Below are 18841 nucleotides of genomic sequence, written 5' to 3' on the forward strand. Positions count from 1 at the left end.
AGCGAATGACGGCGCCCGTCGCTGTCTCTTGATGGGAGGACCCGATGGCCGGACCGGTCGGTCTGCCGGTAATCGACACGATGATCGGATTCCCGCATGAGGGGACCGCTCAGTACGACTTCATTCGCAAGCAGACCAAGGATCGCCAGTCCAAAGAGGACTTCGATTTCCCGGTCGAGTACATGTTCAAGGACGTGCCCAAAGGCCTGCCCACCGACGACCCGGTGTCCCTGCTGCTGCAGCAGATGGACCGGTTCGGCATCGAGAAATCGATGATCGGTGTGAGCGAGGGCTCAGCCGCAGAGCTGGCGCTCAAGATGTTCCCCGATCGGTTCATCGCCTCGGGCAATGTCAACGACCCGAACGACGTCATGGGCACCGTCACCAACATCCGCCGGGAATACGAGACGTACGGCATCCGCGCTGTGTCGTGTTTCCCGTCGGGCACCTTTCCCCAGGTGCCGATCGACGACCCGAAGATGTACCCGGTCTACGCGACCTGCGTCGAACTGGGCCTCCCGATCTTCTGCTGTGCCGGTGTCCCCGGACCTCGCATTCCGATGGCACCGCAGGAAGTTTCGCGCATCGACATCGTGATGTTCGATTTTCCCGACCTGGTCTTCGTCACCCGTCACGGGTGCGAACCCTGGCAAGACCTCGCGGTGAAGCTGATGCTCAAGTGGCCCAACCTGTACTACTCGACGTCGGCGTTCGCACCGAAGTACTACCCCAAGGAAATCATCGACTACGCGAACACCCGCGGCGCCGACAAGATCATCTACGCCGGCTACTTCCCGATGGGCCTGTCGCTGGAACGCATCTTCAGCGATCTGCCCACGGTGCCGTTCAAGGACGAGGTGTGGCCGAAGTTTCTGTACGGCAATGCCGCTCGGATTCTAGGACTGGAGAACTGACATCCAATGGCGTTAGCAATCACCACCGAGCAGGAGCAACTGGCGCAAGCCGTCACCCAGTTCGCGGCCCGGCACGCCCCGATCGACAAGACCCGGGCCGCCCTCGACTCGATCGCAGCAGGTGAATTGCCGACGTGGTGGGAGGAATTCACCGCCAACGGCTTCCACGCAGTGCACCTTCCCGAAGAGGCAGGCGGCCAGGGCGGGACGCTGGCGGATACCGCCTGCGTCATCGAGGCCGCTGCGGCGGCGTTGCTGCCCGGCCCGCTGCTGAGCACCGTGATGGCCAGTGCTGTGGCAGCTCTTGCCGATGACTCGGCGGCGGCGTTGGTGGCAGACCTCGCCGGCGGGGCGACGGCGGTGGTCGTCTTGCCAGAGGATTCGAGCGTGCGCGCGGTGTCCGGCGGTGCGGGGTGGCGACTGACCGGTTCCATCACCAGCACGCTGGGACTGCTTGCTGCACAACACATCCTGCTCGCAGCTCAGGCCGAGGACGGCGCCGAGCGGTGGTTTGTGCTGGACGCGAGCCCAGACCTCGCCGTCCAGCAGCAGCGCGGCACCGACTTGAGCACCGACGTCGGCACCCTCACCCTCGACAATCACCCGGTGGACACCCAGATCACCGGGATCGACACCGAACGGGCTCGCTGCGTCGTCGCCGCACTGACGGCGTGCGCGTCGGCCGGCACCATCCGCAAGGGCGTCGAGACCGCGGTGAACTACATCCGCACCCGCGAGCAGTTCGGTAAGCCGGTCGGCTCGTTCCAGGCGCTGCAACACAAGGCTGCCGTGCTGCTGGTCAATTCGGAGCTCGCATCGGCGTCGGCCTGGGATGCGGTCCGGGCGATCGACGAGAGCCTCGAACAACACCGACTGGCCGCCGCGTCGGCCGCGCTGATGGCGGTCTGCGCCGGCCCGGACCTGATGCTCGACGCGCTGCTGATGTTCGGAGCCATCGGCTACACCTGGGAACACGACACCCACCTGTACTGGCGGCGGGCCACCAGCCTGGCGGCGTCGGTGGGGTCGACTCCCCGCTGGGCCCGAGCGGCGGGGGAACTTGCTCGAACGCTGAAACGCTCGACGGCAGTCAATCTCGGTGACGTCGAGTCGGAGTTCCGGGCCAGGATCGCCGCCACACTCGATCAGGCGTCAGCGCTGCAGAACGAGACGCCGACCGATGATGTCCGGGCGCCGGGTCTGGCCTACGGTTCGCAGCGCGACCTTCTGGCCGAGGCTGGTCTGGTGGCCCCGCACCTGCCCGCCCCGTGGGGCATCGCCGCATCGCCCGTGCAACAGGTGATCATCACCGAGGAGTTCGACAAGCGCGGGATGGTCCGGCCGTCGCTCAGTATCGCGGAATGGATCCTGCCTTCGATCCTCAGCAGCGGAACCGATGGACAGCGTGAGCGATTCGCCTGGGACATGCTGCGCGGAACCAAACGATGGTGCCAGTTGTTCAGCGAGCCCGGTGCCGGCTCGGACCTCGCCTCGCTGGTCACCCGCGCCCAGAAGGTCGAGGGCGGTTGGCTGGTCAACGGCCACAAGATCTGGACCTCGTCGGCACACGTCGCGCAGTTCGGTGCCATGCTGGCCCGCACCGACCCCGATGCGCCGAAACACCGGGGCATCAGTTACTTCTTGGTCGACATGTCCTCTCCGGGCATCGAGATCAGCCCGATCAAGCAGGCCAGCGGTGAATCCCATTTCAACGAAGTGTTTCTCACCGACGTGTTCATTCCCGACGACATGCTGGTCGGTGAGCCCGGGCACGGCTGGGACCTGGCGGTGGCGACCATGGCCGTCGAACGTACGGCGATCAGCAACTATGTCACCATCGATCGCTCGCAAGCGCTTCGGCGGATGGCCGATGCCGACGGCCCCGATCACGACACGATCCTGCAGGCGCTCGGCGGAATCGAAGCACACACCACCGCGATCAAGGCGATGGTCCTGCGCGAAACTCTGCGGTTGGTGCAGGGCCAGGGTCCCGGTCCAACCTCCAGTATCGCCAAGTACGCGATGGTGCTGCTGCTGCGCCGGGCCGCTACTGCGAACCTCGGGCTCACCGGACGTCTTGCGATGCTGGAGGATTCAGATCCTGCGGTCATCAAGCCCTACTTCGACATGCCGTCGGAGCTCATCGGCGGCGGCACGGCAGAGATCCAGCTCACCATCATCGCCTCGATGATCCTGGGCCTGCCACGGAAATAGCCGGAAAGGACACCGCCCCATGACCACTGCGCTTCCGTTCAAGTTCTTCGACTGCGACAACCACTATTACGAAGCGCAGGACGCGTTCACCCGCTACATCGACCCGAAGCTGAAGAAGCGCGCCATTCAGTGGGCACAGCTCGACGGTCGGCAACGACTGATGGTCGGCGGCAGGGTCAACCGGTTCATCCCTAATCCGACGTTCGACCCGGTGGGTAAACCCGGCGCCCTCGACGAGTACTTCCGTGGCCGCAATCCGCACGGCGCGGACCTCAATTCGCTGTTCGGCGAGCTCGAGCCGATCCGTCCGGAGTATCGGGACCGGGACGCCCGGCTGGCGGCGATGGACGCCCAGGGCATGCAGGGCTGCATCATGCTGCCCACCCTCGGCGTGGGCATGGAGCAGGCGTTGCTGCCGGATTTCGACGCCACCGTCGCGACGTTCAAGGCGTTCAACCGCTGGCTGGACGAAGACTGGGGGTTCGCCTACCAGGAGCGGATTTTCACCGCGCCGTACATCACGATGTGCCAGCCGGCCAACGCGGTGCGCGAACTCGAATGGGCTCTGGAACGCGACGCCCGCTTCATCGTCATGATTCCCGGCCCGATCACCACCGAGGTCGGCATGCGCCCGCCCGGTGATCCGATGTTCGACGAGTTCTGGCAATTGGCGAACGATTCCGGCATCACGGTGTGCTACCACTCCGGTGAGACCTACTACTCGAAGTTCATGCCGGCGTGGGGCGAGTCGGATTACATGATGTCGTTCAACGCATTGCTGGGCTTCCGGAGTCTGTTCAGCGGGGACGCGATCCAGGACACCTTCGCCAACCACCTGCACAACGGCTTGTTCCTGCGGTTCCCGAATCTGCGGATGGCGTGTATCGAGAGTGGTTCGACGTGGGTGTTCCATCTGTTCGAGAAGCTGACCAAGTCGTGGGGTCAGATCCCGTTCATCTACCGGGAGGACCCCCGCGAGACCTTCAAGCGCCACGTGTGGGTGTCGCCGTTCTACGAAGACGAGCTGGCCAGCCTGCTGAAGCTGATGGGAGACGAGCACATCCTCATGGGCTCGGACTATCCCCACGTCGAAGGTCTGGCCGAACCCGCTTCCTACATCAAAGATCTGGAGAACTTCGACTACACACCAGAGCAGTGCCGCAAGGTCATGCGGGACAACGGGATCGAGCTGTCGATTCGCCGGCCGGTGTAGACCCGCTTCGTGAAGGTCGCCAAGGCCGGTCTGGTCGCCATGCTGCTCGAGGCCGGTGAGGAGAACGCCGCCGTGCTACTCGCCCGCTCGACGCTGCCGGACGAACTGGACACCGACACCGATCTCGACGTGCTGCTGACGTTCGGGCTGGACCGCGAGCAGGTGGACGAGGTGGCCCGCATGACCGTCGGGGCGATCGTGCCTGAGGATGTGAACACCCGGCGCCGGCGCGACGAGATGGACAAGACCATCTCGCGGCGGTGGGCGCAGCTGGTGGACCGCTGGCTGACCTGAGTCCTGGGCCTCCAGTGTGGGGGTTGTGCACGAATTTCGGAGATAATCCGTGCACAGGGCCCACAGTCGGCGGACCCTGAGCTCGGCGATACCTGCTAGCCGGTAGGCCGGTTGGCGGACAGCGGTCGCCCATCCTGGGTGCCAGCGTCGATGTGCCGACCGCCCCGGTCGCGGGACTCTTGTTCCCGACAGCGACTCATCGGGAGGAACGATCATGAAGCTCAGCATGTTGGCCGCCGCAGGGATATCCGTCGCCGGGTTGCTGGGCCCGCAGGCGACTCCGATTGCCGCCGCGGATAATTCGTGCCCGGACGTGGAGGTCGTGTTCGCCAGGGGAACCTTCGAGGCGCCCGGGGTCGGCGCCACCGGGCAGGCCTTTGTCGACGCCTTGACCACCCGGTTGAACGGCAAGGAGACCGTCGGTGTCTACCCGGTCAACTACCCGGCGTCACTGGACTTCCAGCAGGCGGCTCAGGGGGTCGCCGACGCCAGCAACGAGATCGAATCCCTTTCGGCGAGTTGCCCGAACACCAGCATCGTGCTGGGCGGCTATTCGCAGGGCGCCGCGGTGGCCGGCTACACCACCACCGAGACCGTCCCGGCGGGCTTCGTGCTGCCCACCGGTGTCAGCGGGCCGATGCCGCCTGCCGTCGCCACCCATGTCGCGGCGGTCGTGTTGTTCGGGACGCCGGCAGACTGGGTCGTCGGCCTGGCCGATCATGCCGCCCCGCCGATCACCATCGGTCAGCTGTACGAGCCCAAGACCCTCGAGCTGTGCGCGCCGGGTGACCCGGTGTGCGCCCCCGGCGGTTTGGACCGCTCTGCCCACAGTGCCTACAAGAGCAACGGGATGACCGATCAGGCGGCCGAGTTCGTGGTCAATGCCCTGGCCAACGCGCCGGGACCACGGCAGCAGACGGTCTGATCGCGGCAGTCGGGATGCAATTCGGGGGCGCGGACGCTTTTCCCTGAGGGACGCCGACGAAGGCAGGGCAGCGATGTACGACCTCGAGAAGACGATCACCGACCGCCGGTCCATCCGGTTGTTCCTGCGGGACAGGCCCGTGCCCCAGGAGCTGGTCATGGAGTCGCTGGAACTGGCGATCCGCGCGCCGTCCAACTCCAACGTGCAGCCGTGGCACGTGGTGTTCGCCTCCGGTCCGGCCCGCGACCGGTTGGCCGAGGCACTGCTCGAACAGGCCGACATCGCGGCGCCGAACGTTCCGGAGTTGCCCGCGGCGTTCGCCCATCTACGCCGCGAGCTCGGTGCGCTGGTCTACGGCTCGATGGGGATCTCCCGCCACGACGCCGAGGCCAGACGTCTTGCGGTGCTACGCAACTGGGAGTTCTTCCGCGCCCCGCTGGCCGGCATCGTCTGTATGCACCGCGACCTCGGTTACGTCGACGCGGTCGGGGTGGGTATGTTCCTGCAGACCTTCCTGCTCGGGCTCACCGCGCGCGGACTCGGCAGCTGCGTGCAGGTGTCGGTGGCCGGGTATCCCGATGTGCTGCGCGAGCACCTGGGCATCGGGGACGACATGCGCATCCTGTGCGGCGTGTCGATCGGCTACCCCGATCCGGAGTTCGCCGCCAATCAGCTTGCGGTGCCTCGTAATCCACTCGATGCCAACGTCGTCTTCCTGGACAGCTGATCAGCGGGACAGGTCCCATTGGCCGAAGTCGGGCGCCAGGACGTCGTCGACGTCGACATTGACACCGTCGATGAGGGCCCCCGGGTCGGACGCGGTGACCACCTCGGTCTGAAAGAGCACGGCGGCGGGTTCGCGCGCGCCGCCGGACCAGGCCTTCGTCTGCCACGCCCAGCGGTACCCCGGCGCACTGGAATGCCCGATCACCCCGTCACCGATCGCCCATCCGCATTGGCGGACTCCGCCGTAGATACCGGTGCGCTCGACACCGAGGACCGAATTGATGCCGCGAAACCACGGCAGCGCAGCCGATTTCCACGTGTCCGCGGAGATGTCCTCGTCGACGCTGAAGAAGATCGGCGCGGAATCCGGACCACCCGCGGCGGCGTGCAGCCGCAGGCGCCGTCTGGGCGTCGGCCACACCCCCGTTGTAGCCACGAGTGAAGTCCGACGGGGTGGGCCAGCCCGGTTTGCCGAACTGGTAGCAGCTGACCACATGCAGACCCGCCGCGATCAAGCCGTCGGTGTAGGACCGGGTGACCGGCTTGAAATCGAACGTGGCGCCCGGGCGCAGTTCGGACACGTAGACCAGCGCCCCGCCGTACCCCGCCGCCTTGATCTGTTCCGGCGCGACCTGCCGCACGGCGAAGTCGACGAGCCGCAGACCATCGGCGCTCGCCCTCGGCGCGCCGAGGACCGCGGCGCCCGCGAACGCCGTGAGGGCATACTTGACGACGTCGCGGCGCGAGGCGACCGGCGTCACGACCGGGTCGGGATCAGCGAGGGGTCGCCGACGCCGATGGTGATCTGGGGGTTCGCCGCCGGGTCGAGCCAGGTCAGGATCGACTTCATCTCCTCACGGCCGATCGCGACGCATCCCCAGGTCGGGTTGCCGTCGGTGACGTGCAGGAAAATCCCGGCCACCTTGCCCGGGATGCGTTGCGGATTCGAGGTGATGTTGACCGCGTAGTCGTAGACCGGCCCGGAGTCATAGAGGTTTTCGGCGATACCGGACGGCTTGCCGGGGCTGCGCACATGGGTGTTGTAGGTGGGCGATTTCGCGTCTTCGTCCCACCAGTCCTGGTTGGTGGCCTGGAAGTACGGCATCTTGGTGCCCGGATCGGGTTGGCGGCCGAAGGCCTGATCGAAACCGAATGTCCCGGCCGGGGTGCGATAGACGCCGTCGGCCGGCGCGCCGACGCCCAGTTCGCCCACCTTGGCCGGCGTCGGACCCAGCACCGCTTTCCAGTCCTGCCCCACCCGCTGGTAGGCCGTCAGGGTGCCGGTGGTGGCGTTCGCGGCGGGGACTCCGACGACGATCCACTGCGAGGTCGCCACGGCGGGCTCCGCCCCGGCCGGTGCGGCGACCGCCAGGCTGACCAGCACCGCACCGATCCCGGCCACCAGATTTTTCAACGATTTCACGGGCACCCCGGGGGTCGGATCAGCGACAAGCAGGTTCATGGTAGCCGCACGCCACGGGCAGATCGGCGCAGCGAAATGGCCTTTTCCAGCAGCCCTGCCCAGTACTGTCCTGGACCGTACTGCCGTCTCGGCTCTATGGTGGCGCTGTGACCCAGATTGCCGACCACGCCGCGGACACCTCGCCCTGGTCGCCGCGTGAGGCCGAGTTACTGGCGGCCACGCTCGTGCTGCTGCAGCAGCACGGGTACGAGCGCCTGACCGTGGACGCTGTCGCGGCGGCCGCCAAGGCCAGCAAGGCCACCGTGTACCGGCGCTGGCCGTCGAAGGGCGAACTGGTGCTGGCCGCGTTCATCGAGGGCTGCCGTCAGGTCACCGTCCTGCCCGACACCGGCACCTTGCGGGGTGACCTGCTGCGGCTGGGCGAGGCGATCACCGATCACGCCACCCGGCATTCGGCCACCATTCGCGCGGTGATGGTCGAGGTGTCCCGCGACCCGGCGCTGCGCGAGGCGATGCAGCATCAATTCCTCGACCAGCGCAAGGCGTTGATCGAGCTGGTCCTACAACACGCGGTCGACCGCGGGGAGATCGAGGCGGCCGCGATCAGCGAGGAACTCTGGGATCTGCTGCCTGGCTACCTGATCTTCCGCTCGATCGTCCCCAACCGTCCGCCGACGAAGAAGACGGTGCAGGCGCTCGTCGACAACGTCATCGTCCCGAGCCTGACCAGAACCCTGCACTGAGACAAGTCTTGCCCGGTCAGGTCCAGTACCGTACCGTACCGCCTAGAACGATCGGGTCCGCCCAGCCGTGAATCGGTCGCTCCCCGCCCAGTGTTCTCATCGCCGGTCGTCGAAAGGCTAACGGGTGCATAGGTTTGCGTTCGGAGCGCTGGCCCGCCGGGGTGGGACCCCGCCGCGATGAGCGACCACCAGGAATCCGGGCAGACCTGGACGCACCGGGCCGCGCGGGCGTGCCGGGTGCTGTGCATTCCGATCTTGCTGTTCTGGTTGGCCGTCGCCGCCGTCACCAACGCAGTGGTGCCCCAGCTCGAAGTCGTCGGTGAAGCCCACAACGTCGCCCTGAGCTCGCCCAGCGCCCCGTCGTTGCAGGCGTTCCAGCGCATCGGCAAGGTGTTCGGCGAGTTCGATTCCGACAGTGCGGCGATGATCGTGCTCGAAGGCGATCAGCCGCTCGGCGCCGAGGCGCACCAGTACTACGACACCCTGATCAAACGTATCGAGGCCGACCGCACCCACGTGCAGCACGTGCAGGACTTCTGGGGTGATCCGCTGACCGCCGCGGGAGCCCAGAGCCCCGACGGCAAGGCCGCCTACGTCCAGGTGTTCCTGTCCGGCAACCAAGGCGAGGCGCTGTCACTGGCCTCCGTCGACGCCGTGCGCGACATCGTCGACCACACCCCCGCGCCACCGGGCGTGAAGGCGTATGTGACCGGTGCCGCGGCACAGGTGGCCGATCAGTTCGAGACGGGCGACAAGGGCACCACGAAGGTCACTCTGCTGACCATCGCGGTGATCGCGATCATGTTGCTGATCGTCTACCGCTCACCGGTGACCATGATCCTGATGCTGATCACCGTGCTGATCGAAATGTCCGCCGCTCGAGGCATCGTCGCGTGGCTGGCCGACTCGGGTTTCATCGGGCTCTCGACGTATTCGACCAACATCCTCACGCTCCTGGTCATCGCGGCCGGCACGGACTATGCGATCTTCCTCGTCGGCCGCTACCACGAAGAGCGGTCGGCCGGTGTCGACCGGGAGACCGCGTACTACGACACCTACCGCGGCACCTCACACGTGATTTTGGGTTCCGGCCTGACGATCGTCGGCGCGGTCTACTGCTTGACCTTTACCCGCAACCCCTACTTCCAGAGCCTGGGCATCCCGGCCGCCATCGGTGTGTTCATCGCGCTGATCGCCGCGGTCACCCTGGCTCCCGCCGTACTGACCATCGCCAGCCGGTTCGGGCTGATGGATCCCAAGCGGCGGACCAAGACCCGGGGCTGGCGGCGCGTCGGCACGGCCATCGTGCGCTGGCCCGGGCCGATCCTGGTGGTCTCCCTCGCCATCGCCCTGATCGGTCTGCTCGCGCTGCCCGGTTACAAGACCAGCTATGACGTCGGCGCCTACATGCCCGCCGACGCCCCGTCCAACGTCGGCTACACCGCCGCCGAGCGACATTTCTCGAAGGCCCGGCTCAACCCCGAACTGATGATGATCGAGGCCGATCACGATCTGCGGAACCCGACCGACATGATCCTGCTGGAGCGGGTCGCCAAGGCCGTGTTCCACACGCCCGGTATCGCGATGGTTCAATCGATCACCCGGCCGTTGGGCACCCCGCTGGACCACAGCTCGATCCCCTTCCAGATCAGCGCCGGCAGCCTCGCCCAGATCAACAACCTGCCGTTCCAGCAGGCCCGCGCCGCCGACCTGATCAAACAGGTGGGCGAGATCGACAAGTCGATCAACATCCTGCGCCAGCAGTACACGCTGCAGCAGCAGAGTTCGGCAGCCACCCACGAGCAGGTCGAGGCGTTCCACAAGACCGTGGAAGTCGCCCAGGATCTGCGCAACAAGATCGCCAACTTCGACGACTTCTTCCGGCCGTTGCGGAACTACTTCTACTGGGAACCGCACTGTTTCGACATCCCGATCTGCGCCGCGTTTCGGTCGGTCTTCGACGCCCTGGACGGCATCGACGCACTGACTGATCAATTGGCCAATGTGACAGCGAGTTTGGACAAGCTGGATGCACTGCAGCCCAAGCTGCTGGCCCTGATCCCGCAGAACATCGACAGCCAGCAGGCCAACCGCGACCTGACCATGACCAACTACGCCACCCAGTCGGGCCTCTACGACCAGGCCGCGGCGGCGCTGGAGAACTCGACAGCTCTCGGCGCGGCGTTCGACGCAGCCAAGACCGACGACTCGTTCTATCTTCCGCCAGAAGCGTTCGGTAATTCCGAGTTTCAGCGCGGGCTCAAGCTGTTCCTGTCCCCCGACGGCAAAGCCGCCCGGTTGATCATCACCCATGACGTGGATCCCGCGACGCCGGAAGGTCTGACGCACATCGACGCGATCCGGCATTCGGCACAGGAGGCGATCAAGGGAACGCCGCTGGCCGGGTCGAGCATCTACATCGGCGGCACGGCGGCGACCTACAAGGACATCGCCGAGATGGCTCGCTACGACCTGATGATCGCCGGGATCGCCGCGCTGTCGCTGATCCTGCTCATCATGATGTTCATCACCAGAAGCCTGGTGGCGGCGCTGGTGATCGTCGGGACCGTGGCACTGTCCCTGGGCGCATCGTTCGGGCTGTCGGTTCTGGTGTGGCAGTACCTGTTCGGCATGCCGCTGTACTGGGTGGTGTTGGCACTGGCCGTGATCCTGCTGCTGGCGGTCGGCTCGGACTACAACCTGTTGCTGATCTCGCGGTTCAAAGAGGAGATCGGCGCCGGGTTGAACACCGGCATCATCCGCGCGATGGCCAGCACCGGCGGAGTGGTCACCGCCGCCGGCCTCGTATTCGCCTTCACCATGGGCTCATTCATCTTCAGTGACCTGCTGGTGCTCGGTCAGATCGGCACCACCATCGGGCTGGGCCTGCTGTTCGACACCCTGATCGTGCGGTCGTTCATGACGCCGTCGATCGCCGCACTGCTCGGCCGGTGGTTCTGGTGGCCGCTGCGCGTACGGCCACGCCCGGCCAGCTCGATGCTGCGTCCGTATGGCCCCCGGCCCGCGGTGCGTCAACTACTGCTGTGGGAAGACGACTGACGGCCCGGTTGTCAGCGAAGACACATCGTTTCCCTATCGAAATCCAGGTTTGCCCCATTTGCAACACGGGTAACTTTGGTAACAGGTGCCGCACGGCGGCGCCGCCCTCACCAGCGAAGAAAGAGCCGAATGGATTACCGCTATGAATACAGTCCTCTACTTCAGCACCCGCGGCGCCGTGTATGAGACCCGTGCCTACACCAAGGCCGATATCGATCGACTCGTCCAAGACCGACAACTGCACTGCCTGACCAGCACCGACCGCCGTTTCGACTTCTGGTTCAGCCCGTCCCGGCCGGGATGCCAGAGCCGCATCAATCAGCGCGCCACTGAATTGTTCCTGGCCACAACGAATTTCACGGCCAAGTCAGTGCCCCTGCTGCCCGGGTGCATCGTGGTCGCCACTCACGACGCCGACGGCGACCTCGACGGGCTCAGCTGGCAGCAACTCGATCTCCTGGTGCGGCGCAACCGCTCGCTGACCGACCGCGACCTGCGCATCCTCGAGCGCAGGATCGCCCGTCATGACCGCCGTCAGCCGCGTCCGGCGGCTCCGGCGGCAACCGGGCACAGCGCGCGGCCGCGCATTCCAGCAGCGCACTGATCACGTCCCAGACCTCTTCAGCCTGATCCAAATCGGCTGGCGGAGTGGACATTCCGAGTAACCTCGAACGGGGCTGACATCGGCGCACCGAATCTCGGTATGGTCGGGTAAATGGCATCCGATCGACCCGGTTGGGCGGCGCGACGCCGCGGGCTGAACATCAGCCTGCGGGGCCGGCGAGACCCCGCGTCCGGTGCAGGTCAACGCACGCGTGTTTCGTCCAGCTTGGGTGACCGGCACACCCGCAGGGTGCTTGACCTGACCATCCGGCTTGCTGAGGTGATGTTGTCCTCCGGGTCGGGCACCGCCGACGTCGTGGCCACCGCCCAAGACGTTGCCCAGGCCTACCAACTCACCGATTGTGTGGTCGACGTCTTCGTCACCACCATTTTCGTCTCTGCGCTGCCCACTGTGGACAGTCCACCCGTCACCATCGTGCGGTCGGTACAGGCACGATCCACCGATTACACCCGGCTGGCCGAACTCGACGAGTTGGTGCGGCGCATCACCGGGGGAGGTGTCTCCGTCGACGAGGCCCACGAAGCCATGGACGAACTGGCGGCGCGACCCCATCCCTATCCCCGGTGGGTCGCGACGGCGGGATGGGCCGGATTCGCGGTCGGTATTGCGATGCTGTTGGGTGGCACCTGGCTGACGTGTCTGTTGGCAGCCGTGTCGTCGGTGTTGATCGACCGTGTCGGCCGGCTGCTCAACCGCGTGGGCGTGCCGTTCTTCTTCCAGCAGGCCGTCGGCGCCTTGATCGCCACCCTGGTTGCGGCCGCGGCTTTTGTGCTGGCGGGGCAGGGACCCACTGCCCTCGTGGCCACCGGAATCGTCATGCTGCTGTCCGGGATGACGCTGGTGGGATCGGTACAGGACGCGTTGACCGGCTACATGCTGACCGCGGTGGCGCGCCTCGGCGATGTGGTGTTCCTGACCGCCGGGATCGTGGTCGGCATACTCGGCGGCCTGAAGGTCGCCGCCTTGGCCGGTATCCAGATCGAGCTCCACGTCGATGCCACCGAATCGTTTGTCACGCCGAACCGGCCGCTGCCGATCCTGCTGGCGATATCGGGTGCCGCGCTGGCGGGCGCCTGCCTGACCATCGCCAGCTATGCCCGCCCACGGGCGGTCGTCACCGCGGGGGCGGTGGCGGGCCTCGCCGAACTCCTTCTGATCAGTCTGGCGAACGCCGATCTCGGCCAGGTGGTGGCAACCGGCACCGCGGCAGTAGGCGTCGGCCTCTTGGCGACGTTTCTCTCGATCCGTCAGCAAGCACCCGCCCTGGTCACCGCGACTGCGGGCATCACCCCGATGTTGCCAGGCATGGCGGTGTTTCGGTCGGTGTTCTTTCTGGCCGTCGACAACAACTACGTCGGCGGGACAGCCCAGGCGCTGGCTGCGGCCGCCACCGCACTGGCCATCGCAGCGGGGGCGGTCATGGGTGAATTGCTGGCCTCCCCGCTGCGCTATGGCGCCGGCCGGGTGGGTGAATTCATCCGCGTCGAAGAGCCGCCCGGCCTTCGCCGGGCCGTCGGACGAGTGGTCCGCCTGCGGCCTGCCACTGGACGGGTCGTCAACCGAGGACCCCATCAACGTTCCTGGAGTGTCGCGCTGGAACCCACCCCGGCGACCGAGGCGGCCCCAGCGTTGCCCAGGCTTCATGCGGACGGATCAGACGAGCAGTAACGCCCCCCGGTTCGCGACGGCGGCACCCGCAGCATCGATTCGAATGTCCCCCGAGGGTTTCATCACGGCGAGACTGGGAACGTGCTGTGGGGTGTGCGGGCCGCACATCGCCTACCTGAGGAGGTTCCGGTGGACGCCGGGGATAGTCGGTCGTCAATCGTCGACACTGCACCGTCTCCGGCGGTGCTGAAGAGGGCAATCGCCGCGTCTGCCATCGGCAACGCAACCGAATGGTTCGACTACGGCGTCTACGCCTACGGCGTCACCTACATCTCCGCGGCGATCTTCCCCGGAGACGCACAGCAGGCGACCCTGCTGGCACTGATGACGTTCGCGGTCTCCTTCCTGGTCAGACCCCTCGGCGGGTTCGTGTGGGGACCGCTCGGCGATCGCCTCGGACGAAAGAGCGTCCTGGCGATCACCATCGTGCTGATGGCCGGCGCGACATTCTTGGTCGGCCTGGTCCCGACCTACGCCACCATCGGTGTGTGGGCGCCGATCCTGCTGGTGTTGCTGCGGATGGTCCAGGGTTTCTCCACGGGCGGCGAGTACGGGGGGGCGGCCACGTTCATGGCCGAGTACGCCCCCAGCCGCCGTCGCGGCGTGCTGGGGAGCTTCCTCGAGTTCGGCACCCTGGCCGGGTTCTCCTCGGGTGCGCTGCTGATGCTCGGATGTTCTCTGGTGCTCGGCGACGACCAGATGCAGTCGTATGGATGGCGACTTCCGTTCCTGGTGGCCGCGCCGCTCGGCTTGATCGGGGTGTACCTGCGGTCGCGACTGCAGGACACCCCCGTGTTTCGCGAATTGGAAGCCAAAGGCGGAACCGAAGCCAGCACCACCACCCAATTCCGCGACCTGCTTGCCGGGTATTGGCGTCCGGTCCTGCAGCTCGGTGGCATGGTCGTTGCCCTGAACGTGGTCAACTACACGCTCTTGAGCTACATGCCGACCTACTTGGAAAGCGAGATCGGTCTGTCCGCCGACCAGTCGCTGGTGGTACCCATCATCGGGATGCTGTCGATGATGGTCTTCATTCCCTTCGCCGGCCTGCTGTCCGACCGGGTGGGCCGCAAACCGCTGTGGTGGTTCTCCCTGATCGGATTGTTCCTCGCGGGCGTGCCGATGTTCTTGCTGATGGGCACCGGCTTGTTCGGCGCCGCAATCGGATTCGCGGTGCTGGGACTGCTCTATGTACCCCAGTTGGCCACCATCTCGGCAACCTTCCCGGCGATGTTCCCCACGCAGGTTCGCTATGCCGGCTTCGCGATCGCCTACAACGTGTCGACCTCGATCTTCGGTGGCACCGCACCGGCGATCAACGACTGGCTGATCGGCAGCACCGGCGACGCCCTGGTTCCGGCGTACTACATGATGGGAGCCTGCCTCATCGGGGCACTGGCGCTACTCAAGGTGCCCGAGACAACTCGCTGCCCCCTCAACGGCACCGCCACGCCAGGAACCGAGGACGCACCGCCGCCGGTCGCCTACGACAAGGTCCTCGCCTGACCCGGCTCCAGACAGCTACTCGGTGCTCGGGGGTGCCTCGTCGGCCACCGGTGGCGGCTGGCCCGGCCGCAGGAATCCCCACAGCGGCGATGCCCGGGTCAGCGGCCAGGTGACCACCCCGCTGACCAGGCTCCATACGCTCTGGCCCACCGACTGCGGCACCTGGTCGGGGTCCATCAGATCGTTCTCCGCCAAGGGGCTGGCATCGGCCGACACCATGAACTCGGTGAACTTGCGCAGCGAACGGCCGGTTCCCCGCAGCGCGTTGATCGCGTGCACGAATGACTTGTGCTGCACCACCTCTCGCGCAAAGGTGTCGACCGGCACGCCCAAGTGCTCGGCCACCAGGCTGTCTCGGGTGTGCAGGATGAGCCGGTGCACGTCGTCTCGCTGCGAGGCGAACGCCTCGAGGGCGAGATCGCATTCGCTGTCGAAGCCCAGGGACCGGTTGTTGAGGTTCGACGACCCGATCCGCAGCAGCCTGTCGTCGACGACCAGAACCTTGGCGTGCACATATACCGATGCCCCGCCCTTGACCGCGGGCCAGTACACGCCGAGCCTGCCGTGCTCGTCGGCCTCCCACAACAGGCGGATCAGGCGTTCCCGCGCGCTGTCCATCGATTGCTGTTCGAGCCGGCTCTCCGAACTGCGCGGCAGCACGATCACCACCTCGGGTCCGTCCGGCTCCCGCAGCCGCTCCGCGAGCGCCTCGGCCAGGCTGCGGGCAGCGAGGTACTGGTTCTCCAGGTAGATGACGTCGCGGGCGGCGGCGATCGCGGCCAGGTTCAGCGCCTCCACCTCACGGACCTCGGGACGGTCCGACAGCGCCGGCAGCGTGCGTGCGATCCCCACCTCGACATCCCGAAGTGCAGGCCGCAGCGCCGCAGGCCAAGTGTCCTGCCCGTCGGTGACTGCCGCCAACGCCTCACCGGTAGCGGCCTGCCACCGGTCGCGCGCCTGCTCGCCGAGCGCAGCGGCGGCGGCGCCGTCGACTGCCGCCGCCACTTCGTGACGCGGACCGTACGGCTCTCCGGCGGCCCGCCGGCCCGGATTGTCGGGCAGGTGCGCCCGGGTGTCCCAACGCGCGAGAGTCAGGTCGATACCGCCGCAGAAGGCGACCGAATCGTCGACCACCACGATCTTCTGGTGATGCACCGCCCCGGTCGGATGTGCCCCGTCGACGGCCAGATGCAGTCGGCGCGAGGTGATCTGGTTGATCAGCCCGACGGGCGTGACGCCGAACCAGAAGCCGTCGAACGCCGGGAGCAGTCGCAGGTTGGACTTGAGCAGGTACACCGACAACTCGGGGCGGCGCCACAGCAGCCAGTGCAGGAACAGTCCCAGGTGGTTGGGACCGGCCAACGTCGGCTCGCCGGCTTCGAACGTCATCCGGGAATCGAGATCCCACCCGATGATCATCACCCGCCGCCGCGCACCCAGCATCGCGGCTTTCACCTGCGCGAGATAGTCGGCGCCGTCCACGATCGGCGCGAACCTGTCCGCGACCGCGGTTCGCCAACATGTCTGGCCCGCCACCAGCAGCCGGTCCTGGCCAGGAGCTACCGCGTCACCCGCGGCGTCCTGCCCATCCGTCACTGTTCTGGCCTTCCCACTGTTGGCTTCCATTGGACGGCGGGAAGGTCCTCACTGTCGAGCCACGGTGCGACTCGTCACATACTGATCACCACGTGTCCAGGCGGCCCGGGCGACCGCGCCCGCGCGATTAGAGGTTTTCCCTCGTCGGCAAATACCATCGAGGTCGCAATGAGCGATCAAGACCTGGAGATCCGGACCGCCCCCGCCGGAACGGCCGCGGCGGCCCGACTGGCCGGTGAGGCCGGCCGTCGGCGGACCTTCGCCGTGATCAGCCACCCCGACGCCGGTAAGTCGACGCTGACCGAGGCGCTGGTCCTCCACGCCCGGGTGATCACCCAGGCCGGCGCGATCCATGGCAAGGCCGGACGGCGGGCCACGGTGTCGGACTGGATGGAGATGGAGCAGGCCAGGGGCATCTCCATCACCTCGACGGCGTTGCAGTTCCCCTACCGCTCGCCGGACGGGCAAGAGTGCGTGATCAACCTGCTCGACACCCCCGGGCACGCCGACTTCTCCGAGGACACCTACCGGGTGTTGTCCGCCGTCGACTGCGCGGTCATGCTGATCGACGCCGCCAAAGGTCTGGAACCTCAGACCCTCAAGCTGTTTCAGGTGTGCAAACACCGCGGCCTCCCGATCATCACCGTGATCAACAAATGGGACCGCCCCGGCCGCCACGCGCTCGAACTGCTCGACGAGATCTCCGAACGCATCGGGCTCAAACCCACTCCGCTGACCTGGCCGGTCGGCATCGCCGGCGACTTCAAGGGCGTCCTGGACCGCCGCACCGGCAATTTCATCCGGTTCACCCGCACCGCGGGCGGCGCCACCGCGGCGCCCGAAGAGCACATCGCCCCCGAGCGCGCGCATGACGCGGCCGGTGTCGACTGGGACAACGCCGTCGAAGAATGCGAACTGCTCTCCGCCGACGGCGGCGACCACGACGAGGACGCCTTCCTGCACGGTGTGACGACCCCGGTGCTGTTCACCTCGGCCGCGCTGAATTTCGGGGTGAACCAGCTGCTGGACACGCTGGTGCGGCTGGCCCCGGCCCCCGGCGGACAAGCCGACGTCGACGGCAAGGTCCGGCCGGTCGATGCGCCGTTCAGCGCGTTCGTGTTCAAGGTGCAGGCCGGCATGGACTCCGCCCACCGGGACCGCATCGCCTATGCCCGGGTGTGCTCGGGCACGTTCGAGCGTGGCGACGTGCTCACCCACGCCGCCACCGGCAAACCATTCGTGACCAAATACGCCCAATCGGTGTTCGGCCAACAGCGTTCCACCCTGGACAACGCCTGGCCCGGTGACGTGATCGGGCTGGCCAACGCGGCGGCGCTGCGCCCCGGCGACACCCTCTACCGCGACCTACCCGTGCAGTTCCCGCCGATCCCGAGCTTCTCCCCCGAGCATTTCTCGGTCGCCCGCGGCACCGATCCGAGCAAGCACAAGCAGTTCCGCAAGGGTATCGAGCAGCTCGAACAGGAAGGTGTGGTGCAGGTTCTGCGCTCGGACCGGCGCGGCGAACAGGCGCCGGTGCTGGCCGCCGTCGGGCCGCTCCAGTTCGAGGTGACCAGCCACCGGATGGCCACCGAGTTCAACGCGCCGATCGCACTGGAACCCCTGCCCTACACCGTGGCCCGTGCGGTCGACCCCGAGGACGCGGCCTTCGTCGAGAAGCAGGTCTCGATGGAGGTCCTGACCCGAACCGACGGCGTGATGCTGGCGCTGTTCACCACGAAGTGGCGACTGCAGGGCTTCTGCGAGGACAACCCCAGCGTGCGGTTGCGGCCCTTGGTCGCCGCCGGCGACGATTGAGCGCGATTTCGGCGCGCAAACCGCCGCTGAGCGAACTGTTCTGTTCGGGGACATCGCTGACAGTGGTATGTCTCGGGACATCGCTGACACCTGAGTAGGGCTGGGACCAGCATGGTTCA

General features: G+C 66.6%; 14 protein-coding genes and 1 pseudogene. 12 read left to right on the plus strand and 3 right to left on the minus strand.

Annotated elements, in window-relative coordinates:
- The first annotated feature begins 44 nt into the window (after positions 1–44).
- The 6 genes from MSZK_RS12600 (at position 45) to MSZK_RS12625 (ending at position 6287) form a co-directional block, all read left to right on the plus strand.
- On the plus strand, positions 45–914 hold the full coding sequence (locus MSZK_RS12600; protein WP_099248267.1) for an amidohydrolase family protein: 870 nt from the start codon (positions 45–47) through the stop codon (positions 912–914).
- Between the two features lie 6 nt (positions 915–920).
- The gene (locus MSZK_RS12605; protein WP_099248269.1) at positions 921–3128 is read left to right on the plus strand and encodes an acyl-CoA dehydrogenase; all 2208 of its coding nucleotides are present in this window, start codon (positions 921–923) and stop codon (positions 3126–3128) included.
- A gap of 19 nt (positions 3129–3147) precedes the next feature.
- Positions 3148–4341 (plus strand): amidohydrolase family protein, encoded by a 1194-nt coding sequence (locus MSZK_RS12610; protein ID WP_099248271.1) that lies wholly within the window; start codon positions 3148–3150, stop codon positions 4339–4341.
- Positions 4342–4350: 9 nt separating this feature from the next.
- Complete coding sequence (locus MSZK_RS12615) at positions 4351–4635, plus strand: hypothetical protein (RefSeq protein ID WP_099248273.1); 285 nt, start codon at positions 4351–4353, stop codon at positions 4633–4635.
- Between the two features lie 214 nt (positions 4636–4849).
- A complete protein-coding gene (locus MSZK_RS12620; RefSeq protein WP_099248275.1) occupies positions 4850–5560 on the plus strand; it encodes a cutinase family protein in 711 nt (236 codons plus the stop codon).
- A gap of 73 nt (positions 5561–5633) precedes the next feature.
- Positions 5634–6287 (plus strand): nitroreductase, encoded by a 654-nt coding sequence (locus MSZK_RS12625; protein ID WP_099248277.1) that lies wholly within the window; start codon positions 5634–5636, stop codon positions 6285–6287.
- Here the strand turns inward: MSZK_RS12625 and MSZK_RS12630 are convergent.
- Both MSZK_RS12630 and MSZK_RS12635 read right to left on the minus strand, forming a co-directional pair.
- A pseudogene (locus MSZK_RS12630) lies at positions 6288–7047 on the minus strand (DUF1906 domain-containing protein).
- Positions 7044–7709 (minus strand): L,D-transpeptidase, encoded by a 666-nt coding sequence (locus MSZK_RS12635; RefSeq protein WP_099248307.1) that lies wholly within the window; start codon positions 7707–7709, stop codon positions 7044–7046. The pseudogene MSZK_RS12630 and the gene MSZK_RS12635 overlap by 4 nt, the downstream one beginning before the upstream one ends.
- Before the next feature lie 119 nt (positions 7710–7828).
- Here MSZK_RS12635 and MSZK_RS12640 point away from each other — a divergent pair, with 119 nt between their 5' ends.
- The 5 genes from MSZK_RS12640 (at position 7829) to MSZK_RS12660 (ending at position 15311) form a co-directional block, all read left to right on the plus strand.
- Positions 7829–8452, plus strand: coding sequence for a TetR/AcrR family transcriptional regulator (locus MSZK_RS12640; RefSeq protein ID WP_099248279.1), 624 nt, complete (start codon positions 7829–7831; stop codon positions 8450–8452).
- A gap of 177 nt (positions 8453–8629) precedes the next feature.
- The gene (locus MSZK_RS12645) at positions 8630–11512 is read left to right on the plus strand and encodes an RND family transporter (protein ID WP_233211260.1); all 2883 of its coding nucleotides are present in this window, start codon (positions 8630–8632) and stop codon (positions 11510–11512) included.
- Positions 11513–11654: 142 nt separating this feature from the next.
- Positions 11655–12116: a hypothetical protein gene (locus tag MSZK_RS12650; RefSeq protein WP_099248281.1), complete on the plus strand. Its 462-nt coding sequence runs from the start codon at positions 11655–11657 to the stop codon at positions 12114–12116.
- Positions 12117–12227: 111 nt separating this feature from the next.
- Entirely contained in the window at positions 12228–13805 is a 1578-nt protein-coding gene (locus tag MSZK_RS12655) for a threonine/serine exporter ThrE family protein (RefSeq protein ID WP_099248283.1), read from the plus strand.
- Positions 13806–13934: 129 nt separating this feature from the next.
- Positions 13935–15311, plus strand: a complete 1377-nt coding sequence (locus MSZK_RS12660; RefSeq protein ID WP_099248285.1) for an MFS transporter — start codon at positions 13935–13937, stop codon at positions 15309–15311.
- A 15-nt stretch (positions 15312–15326) separates the two neighbouring features.
- On the opposite strand, the gene MSZK_RS12665 is transcribed toward MSZK_RS12660, so the two are convergent.
- On the minus strand, positions 15327–16907 hold the full coding sequence (locus tag MSZK_RS12665; protein WP_233211261.1) for a phospholipase D-like domain-containing protein: 1581 nt from the start codon (positions 16905–16907) through the stop codon (positions 15327–15329).
- 168 nt (positions 16908–17075) lie between these two features.
- Here MSZK_RS12665 and MSZK_RS12670 point away from each other — a divergent pair, with 168 nt between their 5' ends.
- Positions 17076–18722 (plus strand): peptide chain release factor 3, encoded by a 1647-nt coding sequence (locus tag MSZK_RS12670; RefSeq protein WP_099248289.1) that lies wholly within the window; start codon positions 17076–17078, stop codon positions 18720–18722.
- Positions 18723–18841 lie beyond the last annotated feature (119 nt).

The organism is Mycobacterium sp. shizuoka-1, from assembly GCF_002723835.1.
Classification (GTDB): Bacteria; Actinomycetota; Actinomycetes; order Mycobacteriales; family Mycobacteriaceae; genus Mycobacterium.

Excerpts from the sequence above, each read along its gene's own strand:
- MSZK_RS12600 (WP_099248267.1), top strand. The coding sequence starts at position 45 with ATGGCCGGACCGGTCGGTCTGCCGGTAATCGACACGATGATCGGATTC.
- MSZK_RS12605 (WP_099248269.1), top strand. The coding sequence starts at position 921 with ATGGCGTTAGCAATCACCACCGAGCAGGAGCAACTGGCGCAAGCCGTC.
- MSZK_RS12610 (WP_099248271.1), top strand. The coding sequence starts at position 3,148 with ATGACCACTGCGCTTCCGTTCAAGTTCTTCGACTGCGACAACCACTAT.
- MSZK_RS12620 (WP_099248275.1), top strand. The coding sequence starts at position 4,850 with ATGAAGCTCAGCATGTTGGCCGCCGCAGGGATATCCGTCGCCGGGTTG.
- MSZK_RS12625 (WP_099248277.1), top strand. The coding sequence starts at position 5,634 with ATGTACGACCTCGAGAAGACGATCACCGACCGCCGGTCCATCCGGTTG.
- MSZK_RS12645 (WP_233211260.1), top strand. The coding sequence starts at position 8,630 with ATGAGCGACCACCAGGAATCCGGGCAGACCTGGACGCACCGGGCCGCG.
- MSZK_RS12650 (WP_099248281.1), top strand. The coding sequence starts at position 11,655 with ATGAATACAGTCCTCTACTTCAGCACCCGCGGCGCCGTGTATGAGACC.
- MSZK_RS12655 (WP_099248283.1), top strand. The coding sequence starts at position 12,228 with ATGGCATCCGATCGACCCGGTTGGGCGGCGCGACGCCGCGGGCTGAAC.
- MSZK_RS12670 (WP_099248289.1), top strand. The coding sequence starts at position 17,076 with ATGAGCGATCAAGACCTGGAGATCCGGACCGCCCCCGCCGGAACGGCC.